General features: G+C 66.4%; 13 protein-coding genes. 7 read left to right on the top strand and 6 right to left on the bottom strand.

Going from position 1 to position 12,342, the window contains the following annotated elements:
• Positions 1-43: 43 nt before the first annotated feature.
• Genes tsaD through AC07NY_RS03510 form a run of 4 tightly spaced genes read left to right on the top strand, consistent with a single transcriptional unit; the run spans position 44 to position 2,836 of the window.
• Positions 44-1,099 carry a tRNA (adenosine(37)-N6)-threonylcarbamoyltransferase complex transferase subunit TsaD gene (gene tsaD, locus AC07NY_RS03525; RefSeq protein WP_492285365.1) on the top strand — a complete coding sequence of 352 codons (1,056 nt, stop codon included), beginning with the start codon at positions 44-46 and terminating at the stop codon, positions 1,097-1,099.
• Positions 1,096-2,091, top strand: coding sequence for an NAD(P)H-dependent glycerol-3-phosphate dehydrogenase (locus tag AC07NY_RS03520; protein ID WP_494581853.1), 996 nt, complete (start codon positions 1,096-1,098; stop codon positions 2,089-2,091). The genes tsaD and AC07NY_RS03520 overlap by 4 nt, the downstream gene beginning before the upstream one ends.
• 11 nt (positions 2,092-2,102) lie before the next feature.
• The gene (locus AC07NY_RS03515; RefSeq protein WP_492285367.1) at positions 2,103-2,429 is read left to right on the top strand and encodes a hypothetical protein; all 327 of its coding nucleotides are present in this window, start codon (positions 2,103-2,105) and stop codon (positions 2,427-2,429) included.
• Positions 2,429-2,836 carry an EVE domain-containing protein gene (locus tag AC07NY_RS03510; RefSeq protein ID WP_494581851.1) on the top strand — a complete coding sequence of 136 codons (408 nt, stop codon included), beginning with the start codon at positions 2,429-2,431 and terminating at the stop codon, positions 2,834-2,836. The genes AC07NY_RS03515 and AC07NY_RS03510 overlap by 1 nt, the downstream gene beginning before the upstream one ends.
• Before the next feature lie 127 nt (positions 2,837-2,963).
• On the opposite strand, the gene AC07NY_RS03505 is transcribed toward AC07NY_RS03510, so the two are convergent.
• A complete protein-coding gene (locus tag AC07NY_RS03505) occupies positions 2,964-4,097 on the bottom strand; it encodes a T6SS phospholipase effector Tle1-like catalytic domain-containing protein (protein WP_494581849.1) in 1,134 nt (377 codons plus the stop codon).
• 230 nt (positions 4,098-4,327) lie between these two features.
• Between AC07NY_RS03505 and acs the strand changes: the two genes are divergently transcribed.
• Both acs and AC07NY_RS03495 read left to right on the top strand, forming a co-directional pair.
• Positions 4,328-6,280, top strand: a complete 1,953-nt coding sequence (gene acs / locus AC07NY_RS03500) for an acetate--CoA ligase (RefSeq protein WP_492285370.1) — start codon at positions 4,328-4,330, stop codon at positions 6,278-6,280.
• Between the two features lie 209 nt (positions 6,281-6,489).
• Positions 6,490-7,212, top strand: a complete 723-nt coding sequence (locus AC07NY_RS03495) for an AprI/Inh family metalloprotease inhibitor (RefSeq protein ID WP_494581847.1) — start codon at positions 6,490-6,492, stop codon at positions 7,210-7,212.
• A 7-nt stretch (positions 7,213-7,219) separates the two neighbouring features.
• Here AC07NY_RS03495 and AC07NY_RS03490 read toward each other — a convergent pair whose 3' ends face one another.
• Positions 7,220-7,834 carry a GNAT family N-acetyltransferase gene (locus AC07NY_RS03490; RefSeq protein WP_492285372.1) on the bottom strand — a complete coding sequence of 205 codons (615 nt, stop codon included), beginning with the start codon at positions 7,832-7,834 and terminating at the stop codon, positions 7,220-7,222.
• Positions 7,835-8,162: 328 nt separating this feature from the next.
• On the opposite strand from AC07NY_RS03490, the gene AC07NY_RS03485 reads away from it, so the two are divergent.
• Positions 8,163-8,873 carry a cold-shock protein gene (locus AC07NY_RS03485; RefSeq protein ID WP_492285373.1) on the top strand — a complete coding sequence of 237 codons (711 nt, stop codon included), beginning with the start codon at positions 8,163-8,165 and terminating at the stop codon, positions 8,871-8,873.
• A 113-nt stretch (positions 8,874-8,986) separates the two neighbouring features.
• On the opposite strand, the gene bfr is transcribed toward AC07NY_RS03485, so the two are convergent.
• The 4 genes from bfr to AC07NY_RS03465 form a co-directional block, all read right to left on the bottom strand.
• A complete protein-coding gene (gene bfr / locus AC07NY_RS03480) occupies positions 8,987-9,481 on the bottom strand; it encodes a bacterioferritin (protein WP_492285374.1) in 495 nt (164 codons plus the stop codon).
• Positions 9,482-9,599: 118 nt separating this feature from the next.
• Positions 9,600-9,887, bottom strand: coding sequence for a (2Fe-2S)-binding protein (locus AC07NY_RS03475; RefSeq protein WP_494581844.1), 288 nt, complete (start codon positions 9,885-9,887; stop codon positions 9,600-9,602).
• Positions 9,884-10,417, bottom strand: coding sequence for an iron response transcriptional regulator IrrA (irrA, locus tag AC07NY_RS03470; protein WP_494581843.1), 534 nt, complete (start codon positions 10,415-10,417; stop codon positions 9,884-9,886). Before irrA ends, AC07NY_RS03475 begins: the two co-directional genes overlap by 4 nt.
• Before the next feature lie 244 nt (positions 10,418-10,661).
• Positions 10,662-12,251 (bottom strand): DHA2 family efflux MFS transporter permease subunit, encoded by a 1,590-nt coding sequence (locus AC07NY_RS03465; protein WP_494581841.1) that lies wholly within the window; start codon positions 12,249-12,251, stop codon positions 10,662-10,664.
• Positions 12,252-12,342 lie beyond the last annotated feature (91 nt).

The raw sequence follows: 12,342 nt of genomic DNA, 5'->3' as shown, positions 1-12,342 counted from the left end.
CCTTCATCCCGTTCTTCCGTTGCACGAGGTTAATCGAGCGATCATGCGTGTCCTTGGGATCGAGACGACCTGCGACGAAACGGCGGCTGCGATCGTCTCCGTCGAGCGTTCCGGCGAAAGCAAGATCCTGTCGAACGAGGTGCTGAGTCAGATCGCCGCACATGCCGCCTATGGCGGTGTCGTGCCGGAGATCGCGGCCCGCGCCCATGTCGAGGCGATCGACCGCATCATCGCCCGCGCCTTCGCCAATGCCGACATGAAGCCCGGCGATATCGACGCCGTCGCCGCCGCTGCCGGCCCCGGCCTCGTCGGCGGCGTCATGGTCGGCCTCACCGCCGGCAAGGCGATCGCGCTCGCGACCGGCAAGCCCTTCATCGCGATCAACCATCTCGAGGCGCATGCGCTGACCGCCCGCCTCACCGACGATCTCGCCTTCCCTTATCTGCTCCTGCTCGTCTCCGGCGGTCACACCCAGCTCCTCGCCGTGCGCGGCGTCGGCGACTATCTCAAGCTCGGCGGCACCATCGACGACGCGGTCGGCGAGGCCTTCGACAAGATCGCCAAGATGCTGGCCCTGCCCTATCCCGGCGGCCCCTCGGTCGAGCGAGAGGCGCTGAAGGGCGATCCCGAGCGCTTCGACTTTCCCCGCCCGATGCAGGGACGATCGAGCCCGGATTTCTCGCTCTCCGGCCTCAAGACCGCCGTGCGCCTCGTCGCCGAGCGGATCGCGCCGCTCTCCGACAACGATGTCGCCGATCTCTGCGCCTCCTTCCAGGCCGCCGTCGTCGACGTGATGGTCGACCGCACTCGTGCGGGCCTGCGTGCCTGCCGCGAGGCTGGCATCACGCCCTCGACGCTGGTCGTCGCCGGTGGCGTCGCTGCCAACCAGGCGATCCGCAGCGGGCTCAACCGGCTCGCGACCGAAGCCGGCCTGCCGATGGTCGCCCCGCCCCTGGCGCTCTGCGGTGACAACGGCGCGATGATCGCCTGGGCAGGTCTGGAGCGTCTCAGGCTCGGCCTCGTCGACGACATGAGCGCCGTCGCCCGCCCGCGCTGGCCGCTGGACGAGCTTTCGGTCGCGCCGTCGACCGCCGCATGAGCCGGCACGCCGCCTATCGCAGCATCGGCGTCGTCGGTGCCGGCGCCTACGGCACCGCGCTGGCGCTCGCCGCCGCCCGCGCGGGGCGCGACGTGCAGCTCTGGGCGCGCGATGCCGCGACCATCGGGGCCATCGCGCAGACGCGACAGGCACCGAAACTTCCCGGCATCGACCTGCCTGAGAGCATTCGCGCGACCAGCTCCCTCGCCGCTCTCGCCGATTGCGATGCACTGATCATCGCCGTGCCGACGCAAGCCTTGCGGTCGACCTGCGAAGGACTGGCCGAAGCTCTGCCGCCGCGCGTGCCGGTGATCTCGGCCGCCAAGGGCATCGAGCAAGCGAGCGGCCGCTTCGCGACCGAGATCATCGGGGAGGCCTGGCCGGGTGCGACCGCGGCGATCCTCTCCGGCCCGAGCTTCGCTGCCGATATCGGGCGCGGCCTGCCGACCGCGGTGACGCTCGCCGCCGGTGATCCCGATCTGGCGCAAGCGCTCGCAGCAACGCTGAGCTCGCCGGCCTTCCGGATCTACCATTCCGCCGATACGCGCGGCGTCGAGATCGGCGGCGCCGCCAAGAACGTGCTCGCCATCGCGGCGGGCATCGCGATCGGCCTCGGCTATGGCGAGAGCGCCCGCGCCGCGCTGGTGGCGCGCGGCTTCGCCGAACTGCGCCGCTTCGGCGAGGCCTATGGCGGCGATGCCGAGACGCTGATGGGCCTCTCCGGTCTCGGCGACGTCGTGCTGAGCTGCGCCTCGCCGCAATCGCGCAATTTCTCCTATGGGTTGGCGCTGGGCCAGGGCAAAAGCCCGACCGAGGCAGCCGGCGGCAAGCTTGCGGAAGGCGCCTTCACCGCCTCGATCCTGGTCGAGATGGCCCGCGCGAAGCAGGTCGAGACCCCGATTGCCGAGGCTGTCGCCGCGATCATTGCCGGTGATGTCGGCGTGCGCGATGCGGTCGCCGCATTGCTGGCGCGGCCGATCCGGGCTGAGTGAAGGAGGAGAGCATGGCGGGAGACTGGTCCGATCTGACGAAGCGCGTCGCGCGCGGCATCGCCGAGGTCAAGAAGTCGACAGGTTCCGAGCTCGTCGCCGAGAGCGGCCCCGTGCCGCTGGCCGGCCGCATTGCCGGCCCGGTGATCCAGCATCGCAAGCGCCGGGCCGAGGGCACGCATCGCTTCGTGCTGATCCTGCCCTTCGGCGAGGGCGAGGTCCGCGTCGAGCTCGACCCCAAGGATTACGCCGCGCTGACCCGCGAGATGGTGCGGTTCTGGAATGAACAGGGCGAGGCGGCCTCGCAGCCGCCGGTGCCGCTCAAGGAGGACGAGGCCTGATGGCTCACTGGCTGATCAAATCCGAACCATCCGTCTGGTCCTGGGAGGACCAGGTCAAGGCCGGCGCCAAGGGCACGCATTGGGACGGGGTGAAGAACCACACCGCCAAGCTCAACCTGATGGCGATGAAGCAGGGCGATCAGGTCTTCTTCTATCACTCGAATGAGGGCCTCGAGGTCGTCGGCATCGTCGAGGTCATCAAGGAAGCCTATAACTGGATCCCCGACGAACCCTGGGTCCTCGTCGATTTCAAGGCGGTGAAGCCCTTGCCGAAGCCGGTCACGCTCGCCGCCGTCAAGGCCGAGCCGACGCTCGCCAAGATGGCGCTCGTCACCTCCTTCCGCCTCTCGGTGCAGCCGGTGACGGACGAGGAATGGGACATCGTCTGCAAGATGGGCGGTCTCTAGGGCGTTCAGCACCTCACCACCGCCGTCATGCTCGGGCTTGACCCGAGCATCTCGGAAACCAGCGCCTCCTTGTCATGAGATTCTCGGGTCAAGCCCGAGAATGACGCCTTGTCCCGGAATGACCGGCTCAGCGGCCATAATACGCCGCGAAAGGCGAGTAGCCCGCCAGCGCACGCGGCCGGTAGAGCAACATCTCGTCGAGGATCGGCACCGCCGCGGCCTGCAGCCGCTTCTCTACAGCAGGTGCCATCCGGGCCGGCTGCGGCTGGAAGCCGTGCAGCACGAAACCCTCCCGCGTGCCCTCGCTCCAGGGCAGCCAGGAGGTCTTGCGCTCGTCATGCTGGCGCCCGAGAGCGTCCGGCCGCAGTTCCGCGATCAGCCCCGGCTCGACGATGAGCGGATGCGCGATCGCCTGCGCCTCGGCGATCATCCAGCCGAGCGACAGGTCGGACAGCCCCATCTGCAAGCCGTAGCCGCCGCCGATATCGGTATGCACGCCGGCAAACCAGACCTGCCTGATCTGTCCGGGCGGTGCTGCACTCTCGTCCCAGAGCTCGGGCGCGAAGACCTGCCGGTTCTCGTCGATCGCCAGTGCATGGCGGCCATGGGCGACCTGCCGGTTGAGGATCGCATCATGGAACTTGTGGCGGCCGGGCAGGCTGCCGATTCCCGGCAATCCGAGCGCCCTCACCGTGTCCCAGACACCGACGAAGAAGGGCGGCGCCGGCTGCGTGCCGTGGCGCTGGCGAAATGCCGCCGCGGCCTCGGCCCGGACGGTGGCGTCCTTGATCATGTAGACGTCCTTGACCGCGCTCGCGGCCAGCGCCCTTACCTCCTCCACCTTGATCGCGTCGCTGAACCCGTCCCAGCGCGTCACCTCCGCGAAGCCGCCCGGCACGCCGCAGAGCGCCAATACGCCGCCGAGGCTGCGGACGGTGTACGCGCCACGGCTGAACCCGAACAGGAAGACCCGGTCGCCCGGCTTGTAGGCGCAGAGCAGCGCCGCATAGCAGTCGATGATGTTGTCGGTGATGCCGTAGCCGGTCGCCTGCGCCAGCAAGTCCTTGAAGCGCCGGAACGGCCCGCGAATCTCGCCCTCGTCCGGATTCGAGCCGAGGCCGGGATCGTAGAAGCAGATCTGCCCGGCGCCATCCGCCTCGCGCGTCGCCATGAACAGGCGATAGACATTCGTCCAGTTGATCGGGTTGGCGCCGCCGGCCTGTCCCGTCCCATCCGAGAAGATGCCGATATTGCGCGCCATGTAGCCTCCCAGAGGCCTATCCTACCATTGGATGAGGCGATCCGGGGATGTTTTGGCGCTGCGCCATGCCCAAAACGCCGGTCCCTGCCACGAAAGTGCGATGCACAATGGGTTGCCGCGCCGCGCGCGCAACCTATGATGCGTCGAAATCGAAGAAGCGACGTCCGCCGCGCCTACCCCTGAGGCGGACCAGCGCAACACAGACGATCCAAGTCTGGGGAGACGCCCGAATGTCCGAGATCATCTACGACGTCCCGACCTCCTGGTCGAAGAAGGCCTGGGCGACCGACGCCAAGTACAAGAAGATGTACGCGGCCTCGATCAAGGACCCCGACAAGTTCTGGGGCGAGCACGGACAGCGGATCGACTGGTTCAAGCCCTATACCAAGGTCAGGAACGCCAGCTATAAGCCGGGCAAGGTCTCGATCAAATGGTTCGAGGACGGCACGACCAACGTCGCGCATAACTGCATCGACCGGCATCTCGCGACCCGCGCCAAGCAGACGGCGATCATCTGGGAAGGCGACGATCCGTCGGAATCGAAGAAGATCACCTACGGCCAGCTCTATACCGAGGTCTGCAAGTTCGCGAACGTCCTCAAGGCCAATGGCGTCAAGAAGGGCGACCGCGTCACCATCTACCTGCCGATGATCCCGGAGGCGGCCTACGCGATGCTGGCCTGCGCCCGCATCGGCGCGGTCCATTCGGTGGTGTTCGGCGGCTTCTCGCCGGACTCGCTGGCGAGCCGCATCGAGGATTCCGATTCGAAGATCGTCATCACTGCTGATGAAGGCCTGCGCGGTGGCCGCGCCGTGCCGCTCAAGAAGAATGTCGACACCGCCGACGACAAGGTGAAGGGCGGCATCGGCACCGTCATCGTCGTCAAGCGCACCGGCGGCAACGTCACCATGAAGGACGGCCGCGACGTCTGGTACGATGACGAGGCCGCCAAGGTCTCCGGCCATTGCCCTCCGGCCGAGATGAAGGCGGAGGATCCGCTCTTCCTGCTCTACACCTCGGGCTCGACCGGCAAGCCGAAGGGCGTGCTGCACACCTCGGCCGGCTATCTCGTCTATGCCGCGATCACCCACCAGTATGTCTTCGACTACCATGACGGCGACATCTACTGGTGCACGGCCGATGTCGGCTGGGTGACCGGCCACAGCTACATCCTCTACGGGCCGCTCGCCAACGGCGCGACCACGCTGATGTTCGAGGGCATCCCGACCTATCCGACGATCTCGCGCTTCTGGGAGGTCATCGACAAGCACAAGGTCAACACCTTCTACACCGCGCCGACCGCGATCCGCTCGCTGATGGGCGCCGGCGAGGAGCCGGTGAAGAAGACCAAGCGCAAGTCGCTGCGCCTGCTCGGCTCGGTCGGCGAGCCGATCAATCCGGAAGCCTGGGAGTGGTATCACCGCGTCGTCGGCGAGCGCCGCTGCCCGATCGTCGACACCTGGTGGCAGACCGAGACCGGCGGCATCCTGATCACGCCGCTGCCAGGCGCGACCCAGCTCAAGCCGGGCTCGGCGACGCGGCCCTTCTTCGGCGTCAAGCCCGAGATCGTCGATGCCGAGGGCAAGGTCCTGGAAGGCGCCTGCGAGGGCAACCTCGTCATCGCCGAGAGCTGGCCCGGCCAGATGCGCACGGTCTATGGCGACCACAAGCGCTTCGAGGAAACCTATTTCGCGACCTATCCGAACAAGTACTTCACCGGCGACGGCTGCCGGCGTGATGCCGACGGCTATTACTGGATCACTGGCCGCGTCGACGACGTCATCAACGTCTCCGGCCACCGCATGGGCACGGCCGAAGTCGAATCGGCTCTCGTCGCGCATCCGTCGGTCTCTGAAGCGGCCGTCGTCGGCTACCCGCACGACATCAAGGGCCAGGGCATCTATGCCTATGTCACGCTGATGAGTGGCGAGGAGCCGAGCGACACGCTGCGCAAGGACCTCGTCGCCTATGTCCGCAAGGAAATCGGCCCGATCGCCTCGCCGGACCTGATCCAGTTCGCGCCGGGCCTGCCCAAGACCCGCTCCGGCAAGATCATGCGCCGCATCCTGCGCAAGATCGCCGAGGACGAATTCGGCGCGCTCGGCGACACCTCGACGCTCGCCGATCCCGCGGTCGTCGACGACCTCGTCGCTAACCGGCAGAACAAGCGCAAGGCGGGCTGAGACGCTCCCCTTCGGAGTGAGATCGAAAATGGCCTGCCGCACCCGCGCGCAGGCCATTTTCATGGGATTGAGCCCGGCGGCCGGGAACCGGAGCCGATATCGAGGGTTCGCAATGCCGCTGGCCTGCGCTAGATCATGCTCATGCCGCGTTCATCGCGTTTCCTGATAGTGACGCAACGTTCGGCTGACCAGATCGGAAACCGCGCCTGATGACGACGACGATCAAGACCGCATCGACCGCCGCCCTCGCCCGCGCGGCCGCCCTGCTGCCTCTGCTGGCACTGACCGCCTGCGCCGGTTCGCAGCGCTTCAGTGGGCCGGTGATGAACCAGCCCTCCTACAGTCAACCCCTGCCGTCCGCGCCGCCGATCAGTTCAGCTCCGATCACCTCGGAACCCTTGCCGCCGCCCGGCGGCTATCCGGCTGCGCCCCCGCAAGCCGGTGGCTATCCAATAGCAGGCGGCCCGCAGGGCGGTGGCGCCCTGCCCCCGCCTCAGGATCCGTTCTTCGATGCCAATGCCGGCGGCGCGCCGCAGGCCCAGCCTCTGCCGCCGACCGGCCAGCCGGTGCAGGACCCCGGCCTGCGCGGCAGCAACAACCAGGTCGCCGGCCTCGGCTCAGCCCCGGCAGCGGCGCCGCGCCCCTCGGCCAGCCGCGACAGCATGGTCGGTGGCTGGACGGCGCGCGAGGCGACCGGCGGCTCCTGCCGCGTGCAATTGTCGAGCAGCCCGACGCTCGATCTCTATCGCGCATCGTCCTCCGGCTGCACGAATAAGGACCTGCAGAAGATTTCGGCCTGGGATTTCCGGGATGGCGAGGTCTACCTCTACCAGCAGGGCGGCACGGTCGCGGCCCGGCTGCGCAACTCCGGCTCAGGCGGGCTGGACGGCGCCGTCACGAAGTCCGGCGCCTCGCTGTCCCTCAGCCGCTAGGCCCGGCTCAGGCGCCGGGAGCACGCGGGAGAAAGGCCGTTGGCCAGAAGCTCTTCTGGATCGACAGGGCCATGGTCGCGAAGCCCTTCGCATTATCGAGGGCTTCGTCGAGGATCGTGAAGGGCGTCGGACCACCGGTCGCGATCACGCCCTCGACATCGGCATAGCCGCCGACGAGGTCGGCCTCGAACTTCGCCGCGAGCCGGCGCATGGCCGCGTTCTCCGGCAGGCAGGTCAGATAGAGCGTGCGGACGCTGCGATTGCGCGCCGCCGTGATCAGGCGCCCGAACAATTGCGAGCCGACGCCGCGCCGCCGCCAGGGCGTCTCGACGCTGAAGGCGGCCTCACCGGTCAGCGCGATGATGTCGTCGAGGCCGCGCAATTCCGCTGCGCCGCGCACCACGCCATCGACCACATAGGCATAGACCAGGCCGCCGACGCCGAACGTCGTCCTGGCATAGTTCTCAAGAAAGGCGTCATTGACCGCCGTGCCGAAACGCTGGTGGCGCGTGACGGCATCGAGCCTGAGCAGATGCTCCTTGAAAAGATCGCGCTCCGTCGGCCAGAGCCTGCGGATCACGCCATCGCCGGCCTTCTTGCCGGATTGTCGCGAACGAACCAAATTTCATCTCCTGAACAGCGCATGTGTCGCGCTTACCGACCAGGAGGCGTTGTCTTCCCTAACTCGCTCATCACATCGTATGAGGTGCGCATGATTGCAAGTCCGCGACCTGCGGCATTTTCGCCGGGTCTGCGGAAACATCAAGCTTTCAAGCGGCCATCGCATGCATCGGGCGCATGCATCCGGCCCAACATGACGTTGGGGACGGGGGCGAAAAAACCACTATAACGCCGTAAAATGTCGTGCAATAATTTCGCATTGACCCCGATGACGGCGCGCCCGGCATGAGCTAAGTTGCGTGCTCCCGGTCACTCATATTTGAAGATCCATGTTCGATCGTCGCAAGCCTCCCGCTGCCCAACCCTTCGTCACGCACGAAAACATCGAAGCCAAGGTCAAGTGGTTCGACCCCGAGAAGGGGTTCGGTTTCGCATCGCCCTCCGACGGTTCGGGCGATGTCTTCCTGCATGTCTCGGCCATCGGCCCGCTCGATCAGCAGGACCTGCTGCCCGGCGCGACGATCGTCGCCGATCTCGGCGAAGGCCGCCGCGGCCTTCAGGTCGTCGCGGTCCATGAGATCGACGCCTCCACCGCCACGCAGACCGCGCCGGCTCCCCGCGCCTTCTCGCCCCGTCCTCCGCGCGATGATTTCGGCGGCGGTGGCGGCTATGGCGACCGGGATCGCGGCGGCTTCGGCGGCGATCGCGGTGGTTATAACGACCGCGGCGATCGCGGCGGCTACGGCGGTGGTGATCGCGGCGGCTTCGGCGGCGGCGATCGCGGCCCGCGTGGCGGCGGCGGCTTCCAGGATCGCAATAGCGGCCCGGTGGAAGGCCCCTATGATGGCGCCGTGAAGTTCTTCAACTCGGATCGCGGCTTCGGCTTCATTGCCCCGGACAAGGGCGGCCCGGACGTGTTCCTGCACGTCTCGTCGCTCGGCCGTAGCGGCCTGCAGCCGCCGATGGACGGGCAGCGCGTACGCTTCTCGATCCGCACCGGCCGCAAGGGCCCGGAAGCCGCCGACGTCAGCTTCATCTGACGTCACGCAGCTTCGCTGAAAATAACAAAGGCCCGCCAATGGCGGGCCTTTTCATTTGGCGTGGCAAGCCTTGCAGAACGCGCGCCGCCGGAGCGGCACGCGTCAACCCGGACTCAGTGACCGTGGTCGTCGCCTTCCAGGCCGCCGATATGCTTCTGGGTGTAGAGCTCGATGCCGATGCGGCCGATGAGGTCGAGCTGGGTCTCCAGGAAGTCGATATGGCCTTCCTCATCCTTCATCAGGGCCTTGAACAGGTCCTCGGACGGGAAGTCGCCGACCTCGCGGCAGTACTTCGCCGCTTCCTGATAAAGCGAGCGAGCCTCGATCTCGGCCTTGAGATCGCATTCGATCACTTCCTTGACGGTCTCGCCGATGCGCAGCTGGTCGAGCGTCTGCAGGTTCGGGAAACCCTCGAGGAAAAGGATGCGGTCGACGAAGCGGTCGGCATGGACCATTTCCTCGATCGATTCCTTCTTCCAGGTCTTGGCCATGTCCTTCAAGCCCCAGTTATCCAGCATGCGGTAATGCAGCCAGTACTGGTTGATGGCGGTGAGCTCCGAGCGCAGCCCCTTGTTTAGATATTCGATGACCTTCTTGTCGCCCTTCATCGGGTGCACTCCGCAATCCACATTAGAATGATCCTAATGTAGACGCGGCCTGCCCGGAAGTGAAGAGGTAAAAAGGTGGTCTCGGCGCTTTTGATCGATCAAGTGATCAAGGCAGCGCTCAGGCCGCGATGCTCTCGTCGTTCAGCTCGATCCCTTCGAGCATGATGCCAACCGAAACATGCACCGCGCACTCGACCTCGCGGCTGGCGCAGCTGCCGCATTGCGTCGCGCAGACCGCGCGGGCTTCGGCCAGAAGGGCCCGGACCTCGCGCGCGCAACGCCCGCAATCCGGGCTGCAGCCCAGGCAATCGTAGACCTCGCCGGCCGTCCGGGGCCCGCTGCCGTCAGCAGCGATTGTCCCCTTGATCTGGCCGCAGGACAGAACGTTGCAGGAGCAGACGATCACGCGTGGTGGCCCACCACCCGCTTGGTCTCGACTTCCTCGCCATCGGCGCTGCGCAAGCGGACGATGACCTCGACCGACGAGATCACCATGCCTTCCGGTGCTTCCGGCAGGCCCGCGACCTGGATCATCGAGCCCGGGATGTCGGTGACGGTCTCGTCGTCCTCGTTGTAGAAATGGTGGTGCTCCGACACGTTGGTGTCGAAGAAGGTCTTCGGACCGGAAACGGAGACCTGACGCAGCAGGCCGGCTTCCGAGAACTGGCGCAGCGTGTTGTAGACGGTCGCGAGCGAAAGCGGCTCGCGCGCCCGCAGCGCTTCCTCATAGAGCATCTCGGCGCTGACATGGCGGTCGCCCTTGGCGAAGAGCAGCCAACCCAGAGCCATGCGCTGGCGCGTGGGCCTGAGGCCCGCCGTCCGCAACCGCGCCTTCACGGCGCTGATCGGGCAGGTCGACGGGTTTTTCTGCGGCCACGGGATATGATCGCCCGCCACGGGCTTGTGATCGTGATCCTTGCTCGCCAGAACGCTCATTGTAACGCCTTCCACACGCCGAACCTCGGCAGCGTAGTTTAGAAAACCTCTAAACTACTGATATTACTGCCATTTTTGGCAAAACACCGCTCAGATGTCAATCTACGCTGCTGCGGCACCGGGTAGCGTCCACAGCACAACCGCGTGACCGCGGCGTCGACGCCCTGCTTAGCGCGCATGACGACGGCTTTGACGGACGCCATTCCTGACGGCTGCGCAACCGAAAGCTCAGCGTGGAAACACGCTAGTGGCCACCGCCTCCGCCGCCCGCGACGGGCTGCGGCGGCTTGCGCAGGAACAGCGCCATCACGACCAGGCTCGCGAAGATCATGGTCAGGCCGAGGAAGACATCGCCGAAGGCCATGACCAGCGCCTGCTTGTGGACCCGCTGGTTGATCAGGGCGAGCGCCATCGTCTGCGCCGCGTCGCCATAGTCGATGAAGCGCTGCGCCGTATTGGCGATCGCCTCCTCCGCCACGCCGCGACCGGCCGCCACCATCTCGTGCAGGCGGGTGATGTGCAGGTCGGTGCGGGTGTTCAGCATCGTGTTGATCACCGCGAGCCCGACGGCGCCGCCGAGATTGCGGGTGAGGTTGTAGAGGCCGGACGCGTTCTTGAGCTGCTGCGGCGGCAGCGAGCCGAGCGCGATGTTGTTGATCGGCACCATGCACAGCATCAGCGAGCAGCCGCGCAGAATCTGCGGAACGAGAAGCTCGTAGAAATCCCAGTCCGAGGTGATGAAGGAGGCCCACCAGGTGCCGACCGCGAAGCCGCCGAAGCCGATCATCATCATCACGCGGGGGTCGAGCTTGGTTGAAAGGCGCCCGGCGATCGGTGCCGTCAGGAACATGCACAGGCCGGTGACGAACATCGTCTCGCCGATCATCAGTGCGTCATAGCCGCGGATGCGCCCGAGATAGACCGGGTAGAGATAGGTCAGCCCGTAGAGGCCGATGCCCATGGTGAAGGAGAACAGCGAGCCGAAGGCGAAGTTGCGATTCCTGAAGGCGTAGAGATCGACCAGCGGATCGTCGCGCGTCAGCGCCCGCCAGAAGAACAGCACCGCGCCCACGACCATCACGACCGAGAAGAACACGATCTCATGGCTCTGGAACCAGTCGAGCCGCGTCCCCTCCTCCAGCACATATTCGAGGCTGCCGAGGAAGGCCGCCATGGCGGCGAGCCCGAGCCAGTCGAAGCGCTTGATCAGGCTGTGATCGGGCTTGTCGAAATCGATCAGCGTCCAGGCCGCGATGGTCACGCCGATGCCGGGCACGACATTGACGAGGAACAGCCAGTGCCAGGAGAAAGCATGGCTGAGATAGCCGCCGACGGTAGGGCCGATCGTCGGCGCCAGCGTCGCGACGAGACCGATCAATGGCGAGATCACCGGCCGCTTCGAGGGCGGGAAGATGGTGAAGGCCGCCGCGAAGACGCCGGGGATCATGCCGCCGCCGATGAAGCCCTGCACTGCCCGCCACAGGATCATCTCGTTGATCGAGGTCGCCTGCGCGCAGAGCACGCTGGCGATGGTGAAACCCGCGGCCGCGATCGAGAAGAACACCCGCGTCGACAGCGCCCGGCTGAGATAGCCCGACAGCGGGATCATGATGACTTCGGCGATCAGATAGGCGGTCTGGACCCAGGCGACCTCGTCGGACGAGGCGGACAGGCCGGCCTGGATCTCCGCCAGCGAGGCCGAGACGATCTGGATGTCGAGGATCGCCATGAACATGCCGAAGACCATCGCCATGAAGGCGAAGATCCGGCGCAAGGGGACGGCGTCCGAAGCCGGGGGCGCTCCCGCCGGCGCATTCAGGGTCGCGGTGGCCATGCTGGCCTACCTTTCCTCGGGGCTGTCTTCCCGTGCGCGCTGCGGCACGAAGTGCTGCTGCGCAGACACGGGACCGTCATCAGAACGAGGC

Source organism: Allobosea sp. GW821-FHT09G06, assembly GCF_059416005.1.
Note: the sequence above shows the minus strand (reverse complement) of the source record. Positions and strands in the feature narration are given on the sequence as shown.

What these genes read in the sequence shown, in the direction of transcription:
- bfr (WP_492285374.1), bottom strand. Translation starts at nt 9,481, where the DNA reads ATGAAGGGCGACAAGAAGGTCATCGAATATCTAAACAAGGGGCTGCGC.
- tsaD (WP_492285365.1), top strand. Translation starts at nt 44, where the DNA reads ATGCGTGTCCTTGGGATCGAGACGACCTGCGACGAAACGGCGGCTGCG.
- AC07NY_RS03465 (WP_494581841.1), bottom strand. Translation starts at nt 12,251, where the DNA reads ATGGCCACCGCGACCCTGAATGCGCCGGCGGGAGCGCCCCCGGCTTCG.
- AC07NY_RS03515 (WP_492285367.1), top strand. Translation starts at nt 2,103, where the DNA reads ATGGCGGGAGACTGGTCCGATCTGACGAAGCGCGTCGCGCGCGGCATC.
- acs (WP_492285370.1), top strand. Translation starts at nt 4,328, where the DNA reads ATGTCCGAGATCATCTACGACGTCCCGACCTCCTGGTCGAAGAAGGCC.
- AC07NY_RS03510 (WP_494581851.1), top strand. Translation starts at nt 2,429, where the DNA reads ATGGCTCACTGGCTGATCAAATCCGAACCATCCGTCTGGTCCTGGGAG.
- AC07NY_RS03485 (WP_492285373.1), top strand. Translation starts at nt 8,163, where the DNA reads ATGTTCGATCGTCGCAAGCCTCCCGCTGCCCAACCCTTCGTCACGCAC.
- irrA (WP_494581843.1), bottom strand. Translation starts at nt 10,417, where the DNA reads ATGAGCGTTCTGGCGAGCAAGGATCACGATCACAAGCCCGTGGCGGGC.
- AC07NY_RS03495 (WP_494581847.1), top strand. Translation starts at nt 6,490, where the DNA reads ATGACGACGACGATCAAGACCGCATCGACCGCCGCCCTCGCCCGCGCG.
- AC07NY_RS03505 (WP_494581849.1), bottom strand. Translation starts at nt 4,097, where the DNA reads ATGGCGCGCAATATCGGCATCTTCTCGGATGGGACGGGACAGGCCGGC.
- AC07NY_RS03520 (WP_494581853.1), top strand. Translation starts at nt 1,096, where the DNA reads ATGAGCCGGCACGCCGCCTATCGCAGCATCGGCGTCGTCGGTGCCGGC.